Here is a 23,604-nt window from a genome sequence, read left to right as displayed (position 1 = left end):
CCGGCAGGTAGCCGGTTCTTTTGAATGATTTAACCTTTAGCCCTGTTGTTCACGGGCAATGGCGCGATAACCGATATCGGTACGGAAATACACGTCATCCCAGTGGATTTCATCAACCAGCAGATAAGCAGCTTTTTGTGCTTCGGTCACTGTGTTTCCTAAGGCTGTAGCGCATAACACGCGGCCGCCATTAGTGACTACATGTCCGCCTTTCATTTCAGTACCGGCGTGGAAGACTTTGGCATCGTGATTACCTAGGCTTAGGCCGTCAATCACATCGCCTTTGCGGTAGTCATCAGGGTAACCGCCTGCGGCCAACACTACGCCAACTGCGGCGCGCACGTCGTACTCTGCGGTGACTTTATCTAGCTCGCCACGGGTTGCCGCTAAACAGAGTTCAACTAAGTCTGATTTTAAGCGCATCATAATAGGTTGGGTTTCAGGATCGCCAAAGCGGCAGTTGTATTCCAGTACCTTGGCGCTACCATCGGGGGCAATCATCAGGCCTGCATACAGGAAGCCAGTGTAAACATTGCCTTCGGCGGCCATGCCATCAACCGTTGGGCGGATAACATTAGCAATCGTCCAATCGTGTACGCTTTGGGTTACAACGGGCGCAGGGGAGTAAGCGCCCATGCCGCCAGTGTTTGGACCGTGATCAGCATTATCGCGAGCTTTATGATCTTGGCTAGTCGCCATGGCAAGGATATTTTTGCCATCGACCATCACGATAAAGCTGGCTTCTTCGCCTTTTAAGAACTCTTCGATGACCACGCGTGAGCCGGCATCACCAAACTTGTTGCCAGCGAGCATATCATCAATCGCAGCATCAGCTTCGGCTTGGTCTTGGGCGATGATCACGCCTTTACCAGCGGCTAAACCGTCGGCCTTGATCACTACTGGATAGCCTGTCTTGCCCGTCAGTTCACGCACGAAGGCTTTAGCGTCTTGGATTTCGGTACAGTTTTTATAACCCGCGGTAGGAATATTGTGGCGCGCTAAAAAGTCCTTAGTGAAGGCTTTTGAACCTTCGAGCTGAGCTGCCGCCTTCGTTGGGCCAAAAATGGGCAGACCCGCAGCGTTAAAGGCATCGACCACACCTAATACCAGCGGTGCTTCTGGGCCAACGATGGTGAGTTCGATCTGATTGGTTTTAGCAAAATCGAGCAGGGCAGGAATATCCGTCGCGCTGATGGCGACGTTTTCGATGTTGGGTTCAAGGGCAGTGCCCGCGTTACCCGGTGCAACATAGACTGTGTCTACCTGAGCCGACTGTGCCGCTTTCCAAGCTAGGGCATGTTCGCGGCCGCCGCCACCAATAACTAATACTTTCATGTTAAGTCATCCCTTTGAGTTTTAAATTCTTGTGGTTAGATTCTTAGTGCTACAGAGTGCGATAAACGAAACAGCCAGCACTTGGCGTGCTGGCTGTAGGTGGCATTAGTGACGGAAGTGGCGCATGCCCGTCATTACCATGGCCATGCCGTGCTCGTCGGCAGCGGCGATGATTTCAGCATCGCGCATAGAGCCACCTGGCTGGATGATGCAGCTGATGCCCGCCGCCGCTGCGGCATCGATACCGTCGCGGAATGGGAAGAAGGCATCGGACGCCATCACAGAGTTAACCACTTCTAAGCCTTCATCGGCCGCCTTGATACCGGCAATCTTAGCGCTGTAGACGCGGCTCATTTGGCCGGCACCGACACCGATGGTCATGCCGTCTTTAGCGTAAACAATCGCGTTAGATTTAACAAACTTAGCCACTTTCCAGCAGAACATTAAGTCCTTCAGCTCGCTCTCGGTCGGTTGACGTTTAGTTACGACTTTAATGTCATCTAAGCCAACCATGCCTTGGTCGCGGTCTTGCACCAGTAGACCACCGTTTACGCGCTTGTAGTCTAAGGTCTTGGTCTTAGTATCCCATTGACCGCACTCTAACAGACGCACGTTGGTTTTCTTGGCCACTACATCGCGGGCGCCTTGGCTCACGACTGGCGCAATAATCACTTCAACGAATTGACGCTCAACGATAGCGCTAGCGGTTGCTGCATCTAACTCGCCGTTGAAGGCGATAATGCCGCCAAAGGCTGACGTTGGGTCAGTTTGATAGGCGCGGTTATAGGCATCGAGCAAGTCTTTACCCAGTGCAACACCACATGGGTTAGCGTGTTTAACGATAACGCAGGCGGGCTCGCTGAACTCTTTCACACACTCAAGGGCGGCATCGGTATCGGCGATATTGTTGTAAGACAGTGCCTTACCTTGCAGTTGAACGGCAGTTGCGACTGAGGCTTCGTCGATCTTAGTGTCAACATAGAAGGCTGCAGTTTGGTGGCTGTTTTCACCGTAACGCAGATCTTGCTTCTTCACTAATTGGGTGTTGAAGGTGCGTGGGAATTTTGAGTCTTCGAAGCACTCATCAGTGCTATGCGCTGGAACCATAGTGCCGAAGTAATTGGCGATCATGCCATCGTAACCCGCAGTGTGTTCGAAGGCGGCAATCGCTAAATCGAAACGGGTCGCGTGAGTCGTGCTGCCATTGTTGGCGGCCATTTCGGCTAATACGCGGTTATAGTCGGCCGCATTTACCACGATAGTCACGTCTTTATGGTTTTTCGCCGCAGCGCGCACCATAGTCGGGCCACCGATGTCGATGTTTTCAATCGCATCTTCTAAGGTGCAACCGGCTTTAGCAACGGTATCGGCAAAAGGGTAGAGGTTAACCGCAACCAGATCGATTGCATTGATATTGTTGGCAGCCATGACATTTTCATCAAGACCGCGACGCGCCAAAATGCCGCCATGCACTTTAGGATGCAGGGTCTTAACGCGACCATCCATGATCTCAGGGTGTCCTGTATAGTCAGATACTTCGATAACAGGCACGCCGTTATCCGCTAACAAGCGAGCGGTGCCGCCCGTTGACAGCAGTTCAACGCCTTGGGCGTGTAATGCTTTGGCGAATTCGAGAATTCCGGTTTTATCTGAAACGCTTAACAGCGCGCGACGAATGGGTCTGGCATTATTTGCAACAGTCATTTGGGTACAGGGTCCAGTTATTTTAGTTTCAAGGATCTTTCGGAAAACAGAACAACTTCAATCGGTTCTGCTTTCCAAAAGCCCCTTGGTCCTACTTATATTTTTTGTCCCAACGTCAGGCGCGCGTATTCTACCGTAAAACGGGATTTACGGGTGTTTTTTCTGCGCGATTTCACAATATTGATATCAGAACAAAGTGGAATGATTTTGGGGTGAAGTGTAAATTTGAAAATAGCCCTTGACCTTGGAGTAGGCTCTAAGGTTTATACTCGCTCCATCATATTGATTGTCGGTATTGCTTGAGATGATTCGAGTAAAACTGCAAAGGATTAACTATGTACCGAATTGGTGAGTTAGCCGATTTATGCGAGGTTAAGGCCGATACCCTCAGATTCTATGAGAAACACGGTCTACTTTCGCCTTCGAGCCGAACCGACTCTGGCTATCGGGTCTATACCGATGCCGACGCGGCGCGGCTGCGTTTTATTCTGCGGGCGAAGGCGGTGGGTTTTACCTTGAGTGAAATCAGTGAGTTGTTGTCTATCGACCTCGACAAATCCAACTGGGCCTGTGCCGATGTTAAGGGCATGGTCGATCTCAAGCTGGCGCAGGTGCAGGCGAAGATTGCCGAGTTACTGCATTTTCAAACTAGTTTGCAGAGCTTGTCGGATGCTTGCTGCGGCGGGCCTCGTAGCGCCGAACATTGCTCGATTTTAGAGGCGCTGGAGTCGAGTACCGAACGAGTTCGCGTTGAGCATGATCATGGTGCAGTCCATAGCGCTACAACCCTAGATAAGTCAGGGAATTAATTATGTTACTGAAGAATTTTATCGATCTGTTTTTAGATTCTGCCCCTTGGCTGTTGCTTGGCTTGATTCTGGCGGGTTTACTTAAAGTATTCGTGCCTATGGCCTGGATGCAAAAGCAGCTCGGCGGACATGGCTTTAAAACTGTGGTCAAGGCAGCGTTATTGGGCGCGCCTTTACCTCTGTGTTCCTGCGGTGTGATCCCCGCTGCCGTGGGGCTGCGCCGCTCTGGGGCATCGAAAGCGGCAACCACCTCCTTTTTAGTCTCCACTCCTGAAACTGGGGTTGATTCAGTAACGGTTTCCTACGTGTTACTCGGCCCGTTTATGGCAATAGTGCGCCCAATTGCGGCGATCACCAGCGCTATTGTCGCGGGTCTTTTAGTGGGGCGTGATGATGACGATGGCAAGCCAGCGGCTAAGGCCGAGGCCCTGTCAGACACGGCTCAGTTAGACAAGACTCAGTCAGACAAGGCATTAGCTCGCGCAGCGCCTGTCGCTTCATGCTGCGCCTCAAAATCCCCGTCGCCAGAGACAGTGGTAAAAGCCGAAGTGGTAAAAAGCTGCTGCGCCTCGACTAAGGCGCCTGCAATCACGCCGGTCAAATCTTCCTGTTGCGGCAGTAATAACGCGAAAGTGCCAACAACTGAGCCAAAAATCAAAATGACACCGATGGCTTCGCCTAGCCTAATGGCAGTTAGTGGCTCAAGTATGGGCACTGTCGGTATGGTTAATGCGGCTAAAGTCAGTGCGGTCAAGGTTGAAAATGCTGGTTCATGCTGTGGTACGCAAACTGCCGCGCCTGAAAAAATAGTCGTAGTGAAGAAGGGCGCTTGTTGTGGTAGCTCAAGCGCTAAAACGGCTGACAGCCATCAAGCCGAAGGCGAGAGCTGCTGTGCGTCGACTCAGGATATGGCGACTGAGTTGAAGTCTGAATCTGTGATTGCACGTATTGGTATTGGGTTTAAATATGCGGCGACGGATCTTGTGCGTGATACGACCCTCTGGCTGCTGGTGGGTTTATTCTTCGCTGCATTAGTACAAACCTATGTTCCTGCCGACTTTTTAGCTAAGTGGGGCGATGGGTTGCTGGCCATGCTGGTGATGGTGCTAGTGTCTGTCCCTATGTATATCTGCGCAACGGCTTCGACACCGATTGCAGCGGGCTTGTTACTCGCTGGCGTGTCCCCCGGCGCCGTGCTGGTGTTTATGATGGCAGGCCCTGCAACCAATATCGCTACTTTAGGTGTAGTGACTAAGGAGCTGGGTAAGCGTGCGCTCTATGGCTATCTTGGCGGTGTGTTAGGTGTTGCCTTAATAGCTGGTGCCTTAGTGAACTATCTAGTGGCGAACTTTGGCTTTGAGGTAATGCCACAGATTGGTCATGAACACCAAATGCTACCAAGTTGGTTAGTGGCCACCTCGGGCATAGTACTGGCGTTGTTGATGGCGAAAGTGGTGTTTGAGAAGATCCCAAGAAGCTGGTTACGCCGCAGCGATTGCTGTTCATAGCGCTAACGCTAAATAAAAATCCCCAGCAATGACTGGGGATTTTTATGGTAAAGCCTAATGCGTATCGCTAGTGGCAAATAGCTTACTTGCGATGCTTAGTCGTTTGTTAGTTCGACTTCTTAGCATCGATAAAGGGCAGAGTGCCCGTTGGTAAGACTGTGGTTGGTAGTTTTCCATCCCATTTCTCGGCCTTGGTCAGTTCGACAAGGTTTTGATTTTGTGCCAGAGCCTCGGCGCGGCTCTTAATCGCAGAGGCTTCTGCATCCCCTTTAATCCTAATACTTTCGGCCTCAGCCTTCGCGCGGGCGAGTTGTGAGTCTGCTTCCGCTTGCGCTTGGGTCACGGCGATTTGGGCGCTGACTCTTTCTTTCTCTAGGTTTTGCAGTTGGGTCTGTACTTCAACCTCTGCGCGCATCCTGTCTTCAACAGATTTCTCATAAGCGTTGGAGAAATCGATATTTTCAATCTGTACCGAGGTGATCTCGATTGGCCCTTTCACCGATTGGGTTATGGCATTGGTCACATCGATACCAAATTTGATCCGCTCCTGTACCACTGAAATTGCGGTGTATTTACCAAAAATGTTTTCAACTTGCGTTGGTACTTGGCGGTCGAGTAAGCGCGCCACCATGGCATCGATACTTTTGAAGTTGGCATAGACTTCTTCGACCCGATCCGGCGGTACGCTAAAGGTGACTGAGGCATTGAGTGTCGCGGGTTGTTGGTCACGGCTATAGGCTTGTAGTGAACTGTAGCTAGTCGTGTGGGTTTGGGTTGAGATTTTTACTACGGTGTCAAAAATGGGCAGTTTAAACCCAAGTCCCGGCTCTGCTGTACCAATGATCTTACCGTTACGTAGAATCACCCCGCGTTCACCTTGGTCAACCGTGTACCAACTGCCAAAGAGTGAGATAAATAGGATGAGTAAAATCACTAAAGGAATGATTTTAGATAGGCCAAAGGAACTTGGCAGGTTGAGTTCATTTTTTATCATTTAGCTTCCTTTGCTAGGGTCGTCGAGATGGGGTTGGAGTGAGCGCGGATCGTGTTGATGACTATTTATATCGAGACGAAACGGTTGTTGCAAAATGTATCTTAATGGTTAACGACTGGCAACAATAGGGTATCTAGCTTATCAATATGTGACAGTAATATCACAACTCATCCTTACAGTGTAAATCTTATTGCGAATTATTCTCACCATAGCTAGAGTCCTGAGATTCAAATTCTTCCATTGCTTTCATGCGCTTATCTTTTTATAGGATATACACCGAGCATAGGCAAATGGGCTCGAATGCTAACGCTTTGTCGTGAGAGGAAAACATCCCGTGTTGCAACTTATATCTGTGTTAGCGACGCTGTTGGCCTGCTTGTTATTTTATGTGACGAATAAGCAGCAAAAACTATTTGCAAGCTCCCTTCCTAAGCGGCCTTGGCGGTTACTCGCCTATGCTTTTGCCTTTGCCAGTTTACTCGGTTGGCTCAGTCTCTTTACCCTTAGCGCCGCGATTTTTATTTGGTTAGCCCTGTTGATGTTATTGACGGGGTTAGTGCCTTTTGTCTCACTTTTGGGGCGTAAATAACTCATGGCACGTTTAGCTGAACAGGACAAATTACAACCTGACTGGTGGACTAAATCACTGGCGGGATTGATTTTAGGATTTACCTTAGCGCTTGGATTGGTGGGGTTATTTGCCTGGTTTGGCCCAGGCGGTATCGATGCCGATACTAAAGTGCAGTTCAACATGTGGCTGATAACGCCTATCTGGTTATTGATCTTAAGTTTTAGCTTTCTGTTTAAAACCGGACTCAGGGCAATCGGCTACTTGGGCCTATTTAACATTTTGACTTATATAGTGTTATATACCTTTAGGTGACAAGGATGAAAGTTCGCAGTGATGTGTTACGGGTGTATCAGTCTATCCATATTTGGACTGGTATCATCGCCGGAATCGTATTGTTTATCGGCTTTTATGCTGGTTCGCTCACCATGTTTAAGGGGGCGATTGACGCTTGGTCAATGCCGCCAGCCCTAACTTTGCCTCAAGTGCCCGCTGACAAACTGGATGATTTAGTCGCGCAAGTGTTAGCGCAGGATGATAAGGCCAAAACCGGTTTTAGTTTGCACTTAAATGATGAACATCAATCGCCGATGACCTGGTATCAGCAGGGCTCTGAGCGTGAACTCAGCATGAGTCACCAGCTTTGGCATGCCAGCCTTGATGACAATGGGCAGCTACTGACACAGTTAAGTACGCCCAGTGAGTTGGCTGAGCTGATTGACCAATTACATCGCACCGCGGGGATTGCCGGTGAGGTCGGCCACGATCAAGCGGGTGTCTATGTGTTGGGGATAGCCGCCGTTTTATACTTCTTGGCGCTGGTTTCTGGGGTGATTTTCTTACTGCCTACCTTAACTAAAAGCTTTTTCGCCCTACGTAAAGATAAGGGCGAAAGCCGTTTCTGGCTCGATGCCCATAATTTAGTCGGTATTACCAGTCTGCCATTTCATTTAGTGATTAGCCTTACCGTAATAGTGTTTGCCTTCCATGATCAGCTTTACGATGGGCTTAAGCAGGTGGTTTATGGCGAAAAACCACTGTTTACCCAACCTGCACCCGACAGAACGCCCTATACACTTGCCGATTTGCCAAAGGTCACCACTGTGTTAGCAAAGGTGCAGCAAATCGCCCCTGACTATCAAGTGCATGAAATGAGCTTTATGAACTTGGATAATCCCCGTGCGACCTTGCGCTTGGGGTTATATAACCCCAATGGTTTTATGCGTGGGCCTGTCACTGATTATTTATATCTGCATCCCTATAGCCTCAAGGTATCCAACAGCACGATTGACCAAAGTGACAAGGGGATTTGGGCTAGAACGGTCGCAGTATTCTTTGGATTACACTTTGGCAGTTATGGTGGCGATCTCGGGCGCTGGGTGTATTTCTTCTTAGGTTTGAGCGGCGCTTTTTTATTTTACAGTGGCAACTTGCTGTGGCTGGAAAAACGCCGTAAAAAGCAGGCCAGTGAACAAACCCGTGCTTGCCGTTTAATGGCCAGTGCCACAGTGGGGATTTGCTTAGGCTCCGTTGCCGCCTTAACGATAAGTATGTTGCTGGGTAAATGGTTTTACGCGCATGTGAGTAATATTAACCACGTCTATTTGTGGCTGTATTATCTGGTGTTTGGCTTGCTGGTGATTTACGCCTTTTGGCGTGGTGCAGCCAAGGCGGCGCTGCTGATTTTGCCTTTGTGCGGCTTGGCTACATTGGCGATGCCAATCACGTCTTTAGTTGCGTTAATCGTGCCAAGTTTAGGTTTATGGGCGCCTTATTCTGCGGCAACGTTAGGCGTCGATCTGGTGGCGTTAGCCTTTAGTGGAGTGTTCTTTTATGGTTACAGACTTACTCGCTATCGGGTGCTTAATGGGCCGCAGGACAGTGTCTGGGCCATTCCCGCCACAGTGCCCGTGGCAGAATTAACCCAGCAAACATCGTAATAACAATGGGCGCCGTTATCGGCGCCCATTGTTATTTATCGGATGCAGATGACTCAACATTAACGGCCCTGGACTAAGCCTTTGCTGCGGGTAGGCGAGCTTTACTTCGGGCCAGTAAGTGCGCACTGAGGTAGCAAGCCGTGACTAAAAAACTTGCGGCTAAATACAGTGGTAAGCCATGTTCTACATCATCGAAACGACTGGCGGCAACCGGACCAATAACCGAACCCACAGAATAGCTGAGCAACATAATCTGAGTGGCGGAGACGATTTGGCTGCTAGGTAAATGATCGCATGCCAGACTGATGGCGATGGGATAGAGAGCAAAGGCGCAGGCGCCGAGTAACACAAAACCCAACCATAATCCCACAAGCGATGTTTGCATCAGTAACAACAGCGCCGCAGCACCCACTAAGCAAAAGGCGGTCATCAACACACTCTTTTGAATGCGGGGAGATAAATAGCTCACTAAGGGCTGGACTATCATGCCGCCCAAGATAATTAGCGCCATAAATTGCCCGGTTTGCTGGGCAAAACCCATGTCTCGCGACACATACACAGGCAATAAGCCGTAGATGGGGCCTAGTAATAATCCCGAGACTAAACAACCGACCACGGCGGGTTTACTTAAGGTTTTTAGGTCGGAAAGGGCAATAGCGTGTTGTTCACTGGACTGTGGTTGGCCACGTTTAACCAACAGTGCAGGTAAACTGGCGGCGGCCAGCAAACCTATTACCACCAAGTAGGGTAAATTACCCGTGGTACCTAAATAATCTACGGCGAGTTGCCCAATGGCGGTGCCACCGTAGAGGGCGGTCATATATAAACCTAAACGTTTTGCCCGTTGTTTTTGGGTATCGGCCATCAGTAACCAGGATTCAACTACCACAAAAATCCCCGCCACGGCGATGCCGGCAATCAAGCGTGCTGCTAACCAAACACTGCTCTGTGGCAGCAAAATCATCACTACAACGCTGCACAGTAAGATATTTAAGAACAAAATAAAGGCCTTACTGTGCCCTATGCGGCTGACAATCGGTGCAATACAAGGTGCGCCCAGTAATAAGCCGAGGTAGAAAATACTCGCCAGCCAAGGTGCAAGATCAAGGCTCAAATCAAAGTAAGTGAGCGAGAGTGGGATCAAACTCATCAAGTAGCCTGACGCTAAAGCAAATAGACTAAGTCCTGCCACTGGAACAAAAAGCCCTGGCTTTTGATTGGGTTGAGCTAACAGCATATTTTCCACAAGCGGTACCAAAACAGGTAAAAAAATAAACAGAAGGCACGATTACGGTCGCGACTCTAGGCTGGATTGTTGACGGGGTAAAGTGAGTTAGATTGACTGAGATGGTGAATAATATTTGTGTTTATTATTCATATAGATATTGAAGTTTAAATGTTATTGGTTTGGGTGAAAAAGCAACATTCAACGCGTTGTTTGGTGATCACTTACTTATCAGAACGAACAAAATCTAATCTCGAAATATTAACACGCTCTAGTGCTCATAAGCTTTGTTATTAGCGATGAAAAGTCAGTGGGATGATTATCTGGATGTTATGCAATTAATTAGCATTTTATATTGTTAAAAATTAATATTAAATTAAGGCTTTTATCACTTTGAATTACGCTGTGATTTGATCTTTGTCACAGTTTTAAATATTTATTTAGTTACAGCTTTATCAAGCTTTTGCAGTATTTTTATCCGTTTGAAAGTTTTGTTCATCACTTAAGATCAAAAATAGGTGGTTTTTATCGCGAAAATGGTTTTTTTGCGTTTTAAGTCTTAGCATTTTGTTGTTGCTACGTAGCTAAAGTACAAAATAAACTGCTTTTACTAGTGTGACCTATGCCCTAAATTTGCTAGAAAAAATAATGGTATGAAGGTAGTAGTCACCATGTCCTTAACGCAATCAACGTCGGTTCCCCCTAATCATTCGCCCGCCAATACAGGGCTTGAAAAGAAAAATATGCTGGTCCTAATGGCGGATATTGTGCTGCTATTTGCACTGTATTACGGATTACCCTTTGAGCAGGGAGTGAATACGGGGCTTGCGATTTTAGTCTTTGCGGCCATTCTGTGGTTAACCGAAGCGATTCATATCAGTATTACTGCGATTTTGGTGCCTATTTTGGCGGTATTCTTTGGGGTATTTGAAACCAAAGAGGCCATGAGTAACTTTGCTAATCCAATTATCTATCTGTTTTTCGGTGGTTTTGTGCTTGCAGCTGCATTGCACAATCAAAAGATTGATACCTTAATCGCGCAAAAATTGCTGCTGGCCTCTAAAGGCAAGCTGAGTATTGCCTGCTTAATGTTGTTTGGGGTAACTGCGCTGCTGTCGATGTGGATCAGTAATACCGCAACCACGGCTATGATGCTGCCACTGGCACTGGGAATTTTGCAGCAATTAGATCGTAAAACCTATCACAGTACCTATGTGTTCCTATTATTGGGGATTGCCTATTCCGCTAATATCGGCGGTATTGGTACTTTAGTCGGCAGTCCACCCAACGCGATTGCCGCAGCGCAGGTGGGGTTAAGTTTTAGCGATTGGCTAAAATTTGGCATTCCAACCGTGATCTTAATGCTCCCTATGATGCTCATTGCGCTCTATTGGTACTTTAAGCCAGACTTGTCGGCTAAATGCGAGCTTGCACTTGAAGATCAAAAGCTCACGTTCCAAGGAAAACTGACGCTGGTTATTTTCCTTGCGACCGTATGTTGCTGGATTTTCAGTGTGCCGTTGGCAAAAGCACTTGGCGGAATAACTCAGTTTGATACCGTCGTTGCACTCGGTGCTGTGGTATTACTGGCGGGGCTAGGTTTAGTTGGTTGGAAGAAGATTGAATCGACTACCGACTGGGGCGTGTTGATTTTATTCGGTGGCGGTTTGACCTTGAGTGCCGTGCTCAAAACTACCGGTACCAGTGTGTTCCTCGCGCACTGGATGACGGATATTTTTGGCAGCACCCACATGTCGCTGTTTGTGTTTGCGGTGATCGCCTTTGTGGTAATGCTAACCGAATTTGCCAGTAATACCGCGAGTGCGGCGCTGTTAGTGCCTGTATTTGCGGCTATTGCCGAAGCATTGGGGGTATCCCCCGTCATGCTATCCGTGCTAATTGGTATTGCCGCATCCTGCGCCTTTATGTTACCAGTGGCGACGCCGCCTAACGCCATTGTTTATGGCTCTGGCCATATAAAGCAGTCGGAAATGGTGCGAGTGGGCATGATAGTTAACTTCCTCAGCATGATAGTGCTGGGCATTATTGCTCACACCTTCTGGGAAGTGTAATCGCCTCTGATTCATCCAAATAAAAATACCCAGCTCAGCTGGGTATTTTTATGGGCGAAGCACACACATTAGCTATAACGTTTTAACCATTGATCGAACGCTGGCTTAGGTAAGGCGCCGGCTTGCTGCGCGAGGAGTTGTCCCTGCTTGAAAATCATTAAGGTGGGAATGGAGCGAATATTAAATTGAGCCGCAAGGGCTTGTTGTTCTTCAGTATTGATTTTACCGAAGCGGAATCTTGGCTCCCATACTTTTGCGGCCTCAGAAAATATAGGCGCAAAACTCTTACAGGGACCGCACCAGCTGGCCCAAAAATCAACAACTAAGGGCAACTCTGATTTATGGGCATGATTGATAAAATTGGCACTTGTGAGTTCAATCGGAGCCGCCGCAAACAGATTCTGTTTGCATTTGCCGCAGGTCGGCTGCTCAGTTAACCGCTCTTGGGGCACGCGGTTTAAGGTGTCACAGTGGGGGCAAGCGATAATCATAATCTGGCTCCTAAGCTCGGGGATGATCTAGATATGGGGTTGAATAAGTGGAATTTAAAGGAGGATAGGATCAAGCAAGATTGGTATAAGCCACAAAATCCCCACGGCACGCCGACAAGTAGGAGTGTCGATGTTAGAATAGACACTTTGATAAATCACTGTGTTAAGTGAAGAGTAAGAGATTAATTAAATGACTGAATTAGAAATAATCGATCTGGTTGTCGGTGATGGAAAAGAGGCTGTAAAAGGCGCGTTGATCACTACCCAATACCGCGGTTTCTTGCAGGATGGTACGCAGTTCGATTCCTCCTATGACCGTGGTCAGGCATTTCAATGTGTGATTGGGACTGGCCGAGTGATTAAAGGCTGGGACCAAGGGATTATGGGGATGAAAGTGGGCGGCAAACGCAAGTTATTGGTGCCAGCTCATTTAGCCTACGGCGAGCGCCAAGTTGGGGCTCATATCAAACCCAATTCTGATCTCACTTTTGAAATCGAATTGCTTGAAGTACTGACTCGCGACTAAGTATGACAAGATAGTAAGAGTCTGTGTAAGCTCGATAGGGCGAGTATGATCTAGGGTTTTCTCGCCCTCCTCACTATGTCACTTCGGCATTGTTTGTTTTACACTGGACGAGGTTTCCCCACGTTAAGGAAAGAGATTTTTCTGTGGCATCGGATACGGCAGCAGAACAGATTAAGCAACTTCAGGCCGAAATTGCTCAGCTTCAACGTGAAAACGCTCAATTAACGGCGTTGAATCGTCGTGCCGAAGAGAAACTATTCGCCGCCCTTGATGGCAATGGTTTGTGCTTATGGGAACAGCATATTCCAAGTGGGAATTTAACCATTTTCAATATGCGCTGGGGCGAAATGCTCGGTTTTAGCCCCGATGAGTTAGCAGCCCATGTTGATATCTGGAAAAGCAAATTACACCCAGAAGATAAAGACTGGGTAATCCAAGCCTTTGAAGATCATGTGAATGGCAAGGCCGATTATTACCAGGCTGTGCACCGAATGCTGCATAAAGATGGCAGCGTTACTTGGGTGTCGGATCGGGGCCGCATTGTAGAACGTTTACCTGATGGTACACCGCTGCGGATGATGGGCAGCCATATCGATATCACCCAAGAAAAGCGTTATGAACTCGATTTAGCGCTACTCGCCCATAGCGACCCACTTACCAACCTGATGAATCGCCAAGCTATAGCCAAGGCCTTCGATGAGTGCTTGCAGCCCGGTATGAGTGGTGCGTTATTTTTTATCGATCTTGATGGTTTTAAAGCCTTAAATGACCGTTACGGCCATAAATTTGGCGACAATTTATTAGTGCACGTTGCAGATTCTTTGGTCGCTCATTCGGGTGAGCAAGCGAAGATCGCACGGTTAGGTGGTGATGAGTTTGTGATCATACTGCCATCCTCCGAGATTGAATCATTAAGCATGCTTGCACAATCCTTGCTTGATGTTTATCGACAGGTTTTTTTACTTGAAGGTCATGAAGTGGCGATTGGACTGAGCATCGGCATTGATATTTTTAGTGATGGTGATAGTTTTGCTGAAAGTTGCGAGCGTGCAGACGCCGCCATGTATCGCATTAAACATCAAGGGAAAAACGGCTACAGCTTCTCTCGTTAAGAGCATTATTGAGCGCTAATGGGCAGCATCGCGCCTTGCTTGCGCGTCTCTATAAAGTGATATTTCACTGCTCACAACTCCATACCTCAACAGCGGCATCTTGCTTATTTGGAGGGCCAAGCCAATGACTCATGGCTTGGCATTGCACTTTACCTGTGGCGTTGGCGAAACACAGCTCAAAATCTCCCGCTTCGGGGATGCGACCTAAGCGTAATTTGGGCAGCACGGGCAGCTTGGGCTGATAATGCCAACTTCCATTGTTAAACACCGCATCATCAGGGATTTCCATACCCGCACCTGTGCCTTTCACTCTGGCTTCAACTAACACTAAGCCTTGTGGTGTGAGCTGATAGTCTTCTTCCCAGCGGATTTTTTCGATGCTGTGGTTCCAGGCCAAAGTAAAGTGCTCTGTGGGCACTTGTGCCCACAGTGTGCCAGCTAGGCCTAAACATAGACCTAGCATGCTATTGCCTTACCTTCGCATAAAATTCCAAAACATTACCCCTGCTCGGCAAGACGTTTCAGTTTGCGGGCTCTGAGGCTGTGCTGCACGATAAACAGTAGCGCCAGTCCAAAGCCAATTTCATCACTGAGCGGGGTGGCAAGGATCAAACTGGCTCCAGCGAGGAAGCCGATAACCCGTTCCCACCAATAGAGTTTTTGCAGTAAGAAACCCGTAAAAATTACGCCCCAGATACCAATACCAACGGTTGCTTTTAGCACCACAAAACCCGTTGCCAACCAGCTATCGCTTTGCAGCATTAGTGCGGGGTCATAAACCGCCATAAAGGGGATCACAAAGCCCGCGATAGCAATACGAATCGCCCACAGACTGATCTTAAGCCCCGACTCCTTTGCAATCGGCGCGGCCGCAAAACAGGCTAAGGCAACGGGTGGCGTTAAGTCAGCCATAATCCCAAAATAAAACACAAACATATGGGAGACGATCAGCGGCACGCCTAAATCCAGTAACGCCGGTGCGGCAATTGAGCTGGTAATAATGTAGTTAGGGATGGTGGGTATTCCCATGCCTAATACCAGACAAGTGAGCATAGTTAATACTAAGGATAAGAACAGGTTATCCTGCCCTACAGCGAGAATATAGCTGGCAAAAGTGGAGGCTATTCCCGTGAGCGAGACAATACCGATGATCACTCCCACTAAGGCGCACGCAATCCCAACTGGTACGGCATGGCGCGCACCTTCGACCAATGCATGTAAGCAAATAGTCAGAGTATCTTTACCGCCCTTGATAAACCAACAGATGGCCACGAGTATGGCAATGACTCCAAATACTACGCCAATCCCCATCTGGAAGAAGCCCGCGCACAGCACGCCAAGGGCAATCCAAAAGGCAAAACGCAGGGCATTAGAAGGCAGGCGCAGCACAATGGCTGAGCCTAAGATCACTATCGAGGTCAGCGCTAAACCGACCATGCCCGAGAACAGCGGTGTTCTGCCGGAAAACAGTAAATAAACCAAAATAAACAACGGAATAAGAAGATACCAACGCGCCTTAACCGCCGCCCAAGGATCGGGACACTGATCTTTGGGCAAGCCACAAAGATTGGCGCGTTTGGCTTCTAAATGCACCATCCAAAAAACGGAGCAAAAATACAGTAACGCTGGCAGCAAGGCGGCTTTGGCGATTTCAATAAACGGCACGTTAATTGTTTCGGCCATGATAAAGGCCACTGCGCCCATAATCGGCGGCATGATTTGGCTACCCATACTGGAGGTGGCTTCAACACCACCGGCAAAGGCGGGGCGGTAACCAAAGCGTTTCATCAGAGGAATGGTAAATTGTCCAGTGGTCACCACGTTGGCGACGCCCGAGCCTGTGATTGTCCCCATCATCGCCGAGGAAACCACGGCAACTTTGGCCGGGCCACCCAGTTTATGGCCGAATAAGCCCATCGCAAAATCGGTAAACAAACGGATCATGCCTGCTTGTTCTAAAAAAGCACCAAACAAAATAAACAGGAAGATATAAGTGGCCGACACATAAGTTGGAGTGCCATAGAGCCCCTCGGTGCCAAAGGATAACTGGTTGATAATTTGGTCAACGCCATAGCCGCGGTGCATTAAGTCACCGGGGAGATATTGGCCGAATAAACCATAGGCTAAGAAAATACTGCAAATTATTGGTAATGCCCAACCCATCACCCGCCGTGCAGCTTCAAACACTAAGACAATCAACACCACGCCAATCACCATATCGGCATCGGTTAATTCACCCGAACGTTGGATCAAGTCGGCCTCAAAAATCCATTGATAGGCGGCCGTTGCCATGCCCGCAAGGCCAAGCAACCAAGCTAAGGGTTGCCAAGGGCGAGACTTGCCCACGGCGGGATAACTTAAAAAAACCACTAAAAGTAAAAAACCAACGTGGGTTGCCCGCAGCACTTGAGTCGATACGGGGTGAAATGCGGCGGTAATGATTTGAAAAATCGAGAAAATAAGTGCCGTATAAAACAGCGCTTTGGGCCAGTCACTGGTGCTTGCACCTAGGCCTTGTTCGGAATCGCTCATATTTATGCCTCACAGCATTAGACAACAGAGGGCGACGCAGCACTTGGGGAATCACCCAAGTGCTTAGTTGGAAAAGGGTCGCTCAGATTGAGGTTACACCCTTAGAGTGCGCCAACTTCTTTGAAATAACGCTCCGCACCTGGGTGCAGCGGCGCTGGCAGATTTTTGGTCGCTTTGTCTAATTGAATCGCTTTTGCCGCTGAGTGCGCATTACCGAGACGATCTAAATGTTCAAACATCAGTTTGGTCATCTGATAGGCTAAATCGTCCGACACTCCCGCTTGAGTGACAAATAGGTTTTGAATCGCAACCGTTGAGACATCAGCAGTTTGACCTTCGTAGGTCGATGCGGGGATGACTCCATGCTGATAGGCAGGATTATTAATTTTGAGGATCACATCTTCGGGGACTTCAACAAAGTTGATTGGCATCGTCGCAGCTAAATCACGGATCGCCGCCATCCCTAAGCCCGAGGACTGTAAGGTTGCATCTAACTGACGGTTTTTAATCAGCTCAACGGATTCGGCGTAAGGTAAAAACTCAACCTTGCCCATATCCTCATAGCTTAAACCAGCCGCTTTGAAGATGGCGCGAGCATTGAGTTCAGTACCCGACTTAGGTGCACCGACAGAAATACGTTTACCTTTTAAATCAGCTAAGGTTTTAATGCCAGATTCTTTACTCGCCACTATTTGAATATAGTTAGGGTAAGCGGCTGCGAGTACACGCACTTTATCTAACGGTTTTTTAAAGCCTGCATCGGCATCGCCTTGATAGGCCGCAGCCACTGAATCACCTAAGGCTAAGGCCAGCTCACCACGACCGGCTTGCAGCAAGTTGAGGTTTTCAACCGAGGCTTTTGTGGCTTGTACTGAGGTCTTCGCGCCTTCAATACCTGTACCATAAAGTTGCGACAGTGCCACACCAATCGGGTAATACACACCACTGGTACCACCGGTCAGAATATTGATAAAGGCTGGTGCGGCCGCCATCGTGGCTGCACTGAGTGAGAGGGTTAAAGCGGCGCCCACGGCGATAAAACGTTTGTTGATTTTCATGCTTAAATATCCTTATTTTTTATTGTGTTATATAGGGTAAGAACAATATATACCATTGATTATTTATTTTAGTATCAGACCTTATATACCCAAAACTGTTCAAAATACAAGCTTTAACACGCCTTTCGATACAAGCTAGACAGTGAGTTTTTACGGCTAATGTGCCGAGTTAATCGGGGTAACCATGAGTCGATAATGCGTAGATTACATCTGCATCTTGGAACATATCGGCAAGTGTGTTGCATTCAGAATGTGTGGATTTGGGTGAAGAAAACCATAGCAAAAGACTCAAGCATTGTAGATATTGCTTTAGTCTAGGTGAGGTCCTAAATAAAGGCGTTCTAGCTTATTAATATTTAAAAAATCAGTATGTTAGCGTTTTTGTGTTTGCGGAATAAATTATCGTTAAGTTGGTGAGAATAAAAAACGGGCTAATAAAAAGGGCTAACCGTAGTTAACCCTTAATCAAGATATTGGAAGCGCACCCTAAGGTGTCACAATATTACTTAACGTTATCGAGGAGGCCTTTAGTCGCGTTTTTGGCGTGCTTTGCAGCGCGTTTTTCCTTGATCGACATTAACGGCTTTTTCTTGGCCTCTTTGCGATTTTTTTGCTCTTTACTCATAGTTAACTCCATGTACTTTCAGTGGTTGTTCATCAGGCTAATCATGTAAGCCATTTGCATAAAACCCGTTCCATGATGTCCTGATTAAAGCGAAACGTTTAAACTCGAATTACACCATTTTTAAATCACAACTATTTAAAACGATTGGTAATTTATTTGAATTTGTTTGCCTCTCTGAGCTGTACTCGCAAAATAATCTTATCACCGAAATCCTAAGGAAGATCCACTCGCTGCTTAGAATAATTCACGCTAATGCTAGTGCTAATCTGTATATAAAATATGCGGTTCAGAACACGGTATTTACACATTTCATTACCTTACCTGCGAGTCGATTTTCCCAGTATACCGCCGAGTAATCCGCGTAAAATTTGTTTTCCGAGTTGATTACCAACGGTTCTTGCCGCTTGTTTAGACAAGGTTTCGGCCAACCCTTGGCGGCGTTTATTGCCAAAAATCAGTTCGCTAAACCAGCCCTGTTCAGCCTCTTGGGTAGAGGGCGTATTCGCCGTTTTCGAGCTAGTGGCGCCATTGGCCGCTTCGGCGTGCCGTTGATTGAGTCGCTCGTAGGCGGACTCTCGGTTGATTAAGGTATCGTACTTACCACCAATCGGACTTTGATGACGGATAGCGGTTAACTCCTCGGTCGTGGCTGGTCCCATCCGGCAGCGTGGTGGTGCTATCAAGGTGCGCTCAACCATAGTCGGCACGCCTTTATCGGCAAGGGTTGACACTAAGGCTTCGCCCACGGCGAGTTGTGAAATTACCTCGCTGACCACCAATTTAGGATTCGATACAAAGGTTTCGGCTGCGGTTTTAACGGCTTTTTGATCCCTTGGGGTATACGCCCTGAGGGCATGCTGAATGCGATTGCCGAGCTGACCGAGAATTTCATTGGGAATGTCGTCGGGAAATTGCGAGCAGAAATATACCCCGACGCCCTTGGAGCGGATAAGCCGCATAATTTGCTCTATGCGTTTAAGCAAACTTGCTGGGCAGCCCTCAAATAATAGGTGTGCCTCATCAATAAAGAAGACTAATTTAGGTTTATCGAGATCGCCGACTTCGGGTAAATTTTCAAAGAGTTCTGATAGCAGCCATAGTAAGAAGCTGGAATAGAGGTTAGGGGTGAGGATTAGTTTATTGGCGGCTAACAGGTTAATAATGCCGCGCCCTTGCAAATTAGTGCGCATTAAGTCTTCGAGTTGAAGTGCAGGTTCGCCGAAAAAGTCTTTGCCACCATCGCGTTCTAAGCCGAGGACAGAGCGTTGAATCGCAGCGAGGGACTGGGCGCTGATAAGCCCATATTTGGCGGAGATGTCTTTGCGCTCATCGGCCACTAAGTTGAGCATGGCGCGCAAATCGTCGAGGTCGAGTAACAATAAACCTTGGTCGTCAGCCAGTTGAAACACTATGTCTAAAATGCTGCTTTGGGTGTCATTGAGCTCGAGAATGCGCCCGAGTAAGGTCGGCCCCATTTCACTCACGGTTGTGCGTAATGGATGACCTTGCTCTCCTGCCAAATCCCAGCAAACGACGGGGTTTGCCTCGGTTTGATAATCTACTATCCCGATTTCTGCCGCTCGCTTCAATAGCTTATCGTTTGGTGTGCCTGCAACACCGAGTCCTGAAATATCGCCTTTGATATCAGTAAGAAAGACGGGTACACCTTGGCGGGAAAAGCCTTCGGCTAGCGTCATCAGCGAAACGGTTTTGCCTGTACCTGTAGCGCCAGCGATCAGTCCGTGGCGGTTGGCATATTTAAGATTTAAGTGAACCTGTTGCTCACCTTTACCTAAGAGTAGAGTATTCAAGCGCAGTCCTTGTCTTAATTAACGCCCCAAGGTGAACCAAGGGGGAGTTGGTCATGGGTGGATAAAAAAACATCACTCAGTGTTTGCCTTTCGTGGATCTGTGTCAATATCGTTGAGCACATAATCGATACAGCTCAAGTAAAGCTTGGCAATGTTAGTTTGGCTAAGTGTAGTTATTTTGTAGCATTTGTTGAGGAGCCGAAGATGAAAACCCCATTGATTATGTTAGTCTTGTCCACATTATTATTGACCTCTGGCTGTGCTGAGCTAGCCTGTTCCGCCCGGACGGATGTCGACCCCTATGAACCCATGCTAGATAAACAGCGCTGCGTGGATGAGGCGGATAAGCAGTTAACTGCCCATGAAAAGGCCAAAAAGGCTGAAGAGGAACAACAGCTTAAACAAGCTGTAGATCGGGCGATTCAACAACGTCAATAGAAAGGATTGGTATGAAGGGAGCGGGAGGAACACAGGGCGGTATTGGCCAGTTTTTTATTGGACTTGCCATGATGTGTGCAGGATTCTATCTGTTATTCAATGCGATACAGGTAAGTTCCAGTTTTGGGCTAGGTTACGGCCTCTACCGCATGAATGCCTTTGGACAGGGATTATCGATCACCACAGGTATGGTGATGCTGCCGTTTATCCTCGGGATAGTGATGGTGTTTTTTGATGCCAAGACTAAGCTCGGTTGGCTGCTTACCTTAGGCTCCTTAGTCGCCTTACTTGTAGGCGTGATCAGCTCGATTCAGTTTCACTTTAAAGCCATGTCGGCCTTCGATTTGATCGTGATTTTAGTGTTAGCCTTTGGTGGGCTAGGGCTGTTTTTGCGCTCGTTAAAAGCGGCTCCTACTGAGCAGAATGATCCCAAATAACGGCTAAACTGAAATGTCTATTGCATACCCATAGCCGAGGAAATCCAATGCGTTGGCGTGACAGTGATCGCAGCTCCAATATCGAAGACAGACGGGACCAACAGATGGCGTCGGCGGGCGTGCCCAGTGCGCTCTTGCTTAGGTTATTGCCTTTTCTGCTGCAAACTAAAATCGGTCGAGTGGTATTGCTGCTGGGCGGGTTATATTTTGCGTTTCAATATTTTACCGGCGGATTATCCCTCGAACCGAGTAATCAAGTGGGGTTTAGTCAGTCTCAATCGGCCAGTAATACCGCGGCTCAAGATGAAAATGCCCAGTTTGTGGCGGCGATTCTTGGCACGACGGAGACCGTTTGGAATCAATTGCTACAGGGGCGATATGTCGAGCCCAAACTGGTGCTTTATCGCAATATGACCTCAACGGGATGCGGTATGGGACAGGCGCAATCTGGGCCTTTCTATTGCCCCGCTGACGGCAAAGTGTATATCGACTTGAGTTTTCTCGAGGAGTTGAAAAAACTCGGAGCACCGGGGGATTTCGCCTTTGCCTATGTTATCGCCCACGAGGTCGGTCACCATGTACAGAACCTACTCGGCACCAGCACTAAAGTGCGTCAGGCGCAGCAAGCCGCTGGCAAGGCGCAGGCCAATCAACTGAGTGTTGCCCTCGAATTGCAAGCCGACTGTTACGCTGGCGTGTGGGGGCATTATGTCGATAGACAGCTCAATTTGCTTGAGCCTGGCGATGTAGAAGAAGGCATTGCCGCCGCTAGTGCTGTGGGTGATGATCGCCTGCAAAAAATGGCGGGTCGCGCGGTGCAACCTGAAGCCTTTACCCATGGTAGTTCGGCTGACAGAGTGAAATGGTTTAATATCGGCTTTGCCTCCGGTAAGCTCGCTAGCTGCAATACTTTTAATAGCAAATAGCGAGCTGGTAATCGCGCCAACGTAGGATGGGTAGATGGCATTTGAAGATAGGTTTCGGCTCAGTAGTCATGCAGTTATCACCAATGAATTAGGGCAAGTGCTGCTGCTCAAAGCGAACTATGGCAATTTTGCTTGGGGCTTACCCGGCGGCGCCTTAGAACCAGGAGAGACCATTCACGAAGCGCTGCTGCGCGAATGCCAAGAGGAATTGGGATTAGAGGTGAACATTCACTATCTTAGCGGCGTTTATTATCACAGCGCCTATCAATCCCAAGCCTTTATCTTTCGTTGTGAGTTTGCATCTGCCGATGCGGTGATTCGCTTAAGCCATGAACACTCAGAGTTTGCCTTCCATGATATCGACACGCTTAGCGCGGTCCAGCAGCAAAGAGTTATAGATTGTCTTAATTTCAACGGTGTTGTGATAAGTGCAAAGTTTTAAGGTGTTGTCAGTAAGTATCTACAACAATAAAAAGAGACAGTAATGAAACTCGGTCGTAACGATCCTTGCCATTGTGGCAGTGATAAAAAGTTTAAACGTTGTTGTATGAGCAGCGTTTTCCAGCAACATGCCCAAGTGTTCGATGATGTTGAGGCCATGTTGGCAATGAACCCAAATTTGAGCCTTGATGAATTTAACGCAGCTTTACAATACAAAGTGCAAGACCGCAATAATCAACCTCATCCCGATTTTTGTGGCTTGACACCAACGCAAATGGCAAATTGGCTATATGCGCCTTTTGAGCAATTACAGTGGGTGACAATCAGCACACCAGACGATCTTTCAACCAGTCCGGTGATGCGTTATCTAGCGCTAATTCTTGATGAGGCCATGGCGCAAGAAGGCTCCTTCAAAGCCACAAGTAAAGGCAGCTTACCGACTAAGTTGGTTAAACAGGCCAGTGAGTTATTACCTGAGTTTGCCGTTGCTCAGTTTCCAATAAATATTAGCATCAGCGAGTTTGCGGGCAGTAACGAAGATAAATTTAATGCCTTGCACTACACCCGAGTACTGGCTGACATTAGCGGTATTATTTACCTTCGTAGTGGCCGTTATCACGTTAAAAAGTCAGCGCAAAAGCAGTATCAAGCATTAGGCATACAGGCATTTTTTAAACCTATGTTAGAGGCCGCCATCAGCAAATATAACTGGGGGTATTTGGACGGTTTTGAATACGATATCGACTTGCGACCCTTTTGGCTGTTTATGCTGTGGCGCATTCAGAGCCAAAATAGTGTGGATCAGCTGGTTGAAGATGTGATGACGGCTTTCCCCGATTTACTTCAGTCCTTGCCTACGGATGATTACTTCTCGCCAGAAAGAAGTTTAAGCATGCTCATCGAATCAAGATTTATTGAGCGATTTTTACAGTTTTGGGGATTTTTGATCATTGAGCCAAGACGTTACAAAGACGCTGAACCGATCGGCAGAGTTGTTAGGGTACAGCCTTTGTTAAAACAAACTTTTCAATTCACCATTAACGCATAGCAAG

The 23,604-nt window shown here is 47.9% G+C and carries 23 protein-coding genes; 13 read left to right on the top strand and 10 right to left on the bottom strand.

The features are described 5' to 3' along the window. Window positions 1-36: 36 nt before the first annotated feature. A complete protein-coding gene (purD, locus tag JM642_RS18420) occupies window positions 37-1,335 on the bottom strand; it encodes a phosphoribosylamine--glycine ligase (protein ID WP_203432313.1) in 1,299 nt (432 codons plus the stop codon). A 105-nt stretch (window positions 1,336-1,440) separates the two neighbouring features. Further along, window positions 1,441-3,039: a bifunctional phosphoribosylaminoimidazolecarboxamide formyltransferase/IMP cyclohydrolase gene (gene purH, locus JM642_RS18415; RefSeq protein ID WP_023268923.1), complete on the bottom strand. Its 1,599-nt coding sequence runs from the start codon at window positions 3,037-3,039 to the stop codon at window positions 1,441-1,443. A 335-nt stretch (window positions 3,040-3,374) separates the two neighbouring features. Between purH and zntR the strand changes: the two genes are divergently transcribed. Beyond that, window positions 3,375-3,848: a Zn(2+)-responsive transcriptional regulator gene (zntR, locus tag JM642_RS18410; protein WP_047535147.1), complete on the top strand. Its 474-nt coding sequence runs from the start codon at window positions 3,375-3,377 to the stop codon at window positions 3,846-3,848. Between the two features lie 2 nt (window positions 3,849-3,850). Beyond that, entirely contained in the window at window positions 3,851-5,356 is a 1,506-nt protein-coding gene (locus tag JM642_RS18405; protein ID WP_203432312.1) for an SO_0444 family Cu/Zn efflux transporter, read from the top strand. 106 nt (window positions 5,357-5,462) lie between these two features. Here the strand turns inward: JM642_RS18405 and JM642_RS18400 are convergent, their stop codons facing one another. Continuing rightward, the gene (locus tag JM642_RS18400) at window positions 5,463-6,350 is read right to left on the bottom strand and encodes an SPFH domain-containing protein (RefSeq protein ID WP_037427382.1); all 888 of its coding nucleotides are present in this window, start codon (window positions 6,348-6,350) and stop codon (window positions 5,463-5,465) included. A gap of 334 nt (window positions 6,351-6,684) precedes the next feature. On the opposite strand from JM642_RS18400, the gene JM642_RS18395 reads away from it, so the two are divergent. From JM642_RS18395 to JM642_RS18385, 3 genes are read left to right on the top strand one after another with little or no spacing between them, the layout of a single operon-like run. Next, window positions 6,685-6,939: a hypothetical protein gene (locus JM642_RS18395; protein ID WP_037413578.1), complete on the top strand. Its 255-nt coding sequence runs from the start codon at window positions 6,685-6,687 to the stop codon at window positions 6,937-6,939. Between the two features lie 3 nt (window positions 6,940-6,942). Beyond that, entirely contained in the window at window positions 6,943-7,233 is a 291-nt protein-coding gene (locus JM642_RS18390; RefSeq protein WP_037427379.1) for a hypothetical protein, read from the top strand. A 5-nt stretch (window positions 7,234-7,238) separates the two neighbouring features. After that, a complete protein-coding gene (locus JM642_RS18385) occupies window positions 7,239-8,858 on the top strand; it encodes a PepSY-associated TM helix domain-containing protein (RefSeq protein ID WP_088586211.1) in 1,620 nt (539 codons plus the stop codon). 73 nt (window positions 8,859-8,931) lie between these two features. Here JM642_RS18385 and JM642_RS18380 read toward each other — a convergent pair whose 3' ends face one another. Next, on the bottom strand, window positions 8,932-10,104 hold the full coding sequence (locus tag JM642_RS18380) for an MFS transporter (RefSeq protein WP_169547565.1): 1,173 nt from the start codon (window positions 10,102-10,104) through the stop codon (window positions 8,932-8,934). A gap of 650 nt (window positions 10,105-10,754) precedes the next feature. On the opposite strand from JM642_RS18380, the gene JM642_RS18375 reads away from it, so the two are divergent. After that, complete coding sequence (locus tag JM642_RS18375) at window positions 10,755-12,155, top strand: DASS family sodium-coupled anion symporter (RefSeq protein WP_037413570.1); 1,401 nt, start codon at window positions 10,755-10,757, stop codon at window positions 12,153-12,155. 68 nt (window positions 12,156-12,223) lie between these two features. On the opposite strand, the gene trxC is transcribed toward JM642_RS18375, so the two are convergent. Beyond that, on the bottom strand, window positions 12,224-12,646 hold the full coding sequence (trxC, locus tag JM642_RS18370; RefSeq protein WP_037413568.1) for a thioredoxin TrxC: 423 nt from the start codon (window positions 12,644-12,646) through the stop codon (window positions 12,224-12,226). Between the two features lie 190 nt (window positions 12,647-12,836). Between trxC and JM642_RS18365 the strand changes: the two genes are divergently transcribed. Both JM642_RS18365 and JM642_RS18360 read left to right on the top strand, forming a co-directional pair. Next, on the top strand, window positions 12,837-13,172 hold the full coding sequence (locus JM642_RS18365) for an FKBP-type peptidyl-prolyl cis-trans isomerase (protein WP_011070807.1): 336 nt from the start codon (window positions 12,837-12,839) through the stop codon (window positions 13,170-13,172). Window positions 13,173-13,315: 143 nt separating this feature from the next. Further along, a complete protein-coding gene (locus JM642_RS18360; protein WP_203432311.1) occupies window positions 13,316-14,284 on the top strand; it encodes a diguanylate cyclase in 969 nt (322 codons plus the stop codon). Between the two features lie 64 nt (window positions 14,285-14,348). On the opposite strand, the gene JM642_RS18355 is transcribed toward JM642_RS18360, so the two are convergent. From JM642_RS18355 to JM642_RS18340, 5 genes are all read right to left on the bottom strand, one after another. Next, window positions 14,349-14,747: a DUF1850 domain-containing protein gene (locus tag JM642_RS18355; protein WP_037427372.1), complete on the bottom strand. Its 399-nt coding sequence runs from the start codon at window positions 14,745-14,747 to the stop codon at window positions 14,349-14,351. Between the two features lie 35 nt (window positions 14,748-14,782). Continuing rightward, window positions 14,783-16,816 carry a TRAP transporter permease gene (locus tag JM642_RS18350; protein WP_172587523.1) on the bottom strand — a complete coding sequence of 678 codons (2,034 nt, stop codon included), beginning with the start codon at window positions 16,814-16,816 and terminating at the stop codon, window positions 14,783-14,785. A gap of 101 nt (window positions 16,817-16,917) precedes the next feature. Continuing rightward, window positions 16,918-17,874 carry a TAXI family TRAP transporter solute-binding subunit gene (locus JM642_RS18345; protein ID WP_037413561.1) on the bottom strand — a complete coding sequence of 319 codons (957 nt, stop codon included), beginning with the start codon at window positions 17,872-17,874 and terminating at the stop codon, window positions 16,918-16,920. A 502-nt stretch (window positions 17,875-18,376) separates the two neighbouring features. Further along, the gene (locus tag JM642_RS20505) at window positions 18,377-18,499 is read right to left on the bottom strand and encodes a hypothetical protein (protein ID WP_037413559.1); all 123 of its coding nucleotides are present in this window, start codon (window positions 18,497-18,499) and stop codon (window positions 18,377-18,379) included. 317 nt (window positions 18,500-18,816) lie between these two features. Then, window positions 18,817-20,310 (bottom strand): helicase HerA-like domain-containing protein, encoded by a 1,494-nt coding sequence (locus JM642_RS18340; RefSeq protein ID WP_203432310.1) that lies wholly within the window; start codon window positions 20,308-20,310, stop codon window positions 18,817-18,819. A gap of 204 nt (window positions 20,311-20,514) precedes the next feature. On the opposite strand from JM642_RS18340, the gene JM642_RS18335 reads away from it, so the two are divergent. The 5 genes from JM642_RS18335 to JM642_RS18315 are packed head-to-tail and all read left to right on the top strand — an operon-like array spanning window position 20,515 to window position 23,600. Then, window positions 20,515-20,748, top strand: a complete 234-nt coding sequence (locus tag JM642_RS18335) for a hypothetical protein (protein ID WP_037413552.1) — start codon at window positions 20,515-20,517, stop codon at window positions 20,746-20,748. A gap of 11 nt (window positions 20,749-20,759) precedes the next feature. Beyond that, window positions 20,760-21,185, top strand: coding sequence for a hypothetical protein (locus tag JM642_RS18330; RefSeq protein ID WP_047536794.1), 426 nt, complete (start codon window positions 20,760-20,762; stop codon window positions 21,183-21,185). A 47-nt stretch (window positions 21,186-21,232) separates the two neighbouring features. Next, the gene (locus JM642_RS18325) at window positions 21,233-22,111 is read left to right on the top strand and encodes a neutral zinc metallopeptidase (protein WP_203432309.1); all 879 of its coding nucleotides are present in this window, start codon (window positions 21,233-21,235) and stop codon (window positions 22,109-22,111) included. Window positions 22,112-22,145: 34 nt separating this feature from the next. Next, window positions 22,146-22,553 (top strand): NUDIX domain-containing protein, encoded by a 408-nt coding sequence (locus tag JM642_RS18320; protein WP_203432308.1) that lies wholly within the window; start codon window positions 22,146-22,148, stop codon window positions 22,551-22,553. Window positions 22,554-22,595: 42 nt separating this feature from the next. Beyond that, entirely contained in the window at window positions 22,596-23,600 is a 1,005-nt protein-coding gene (locus JM642_RS18315; RefSeq protein WP_203432307.1) for an SEC-C domain-containing protein, read from the top strand. Window positions 23,601-23,604 lie beyond the last annotated feature (4 nt).

Origin of the sequence: Shewanella sp. LZH-2, from assembly GCF_016859145.1 — a bacterium.
Classification (GTDB): domain Bacteria; phylum Pseudomonadota; class Gammaproteobacteria; order Enterobacterales; family Shewanellaceae; genus Shewanella; species Shewanella xiamenensis.
The sequence above is the reverse complement of the archived record's forward strand: the minus strand, read 5'-3'. Positions and strand labels throughout refer to the sequence as shown.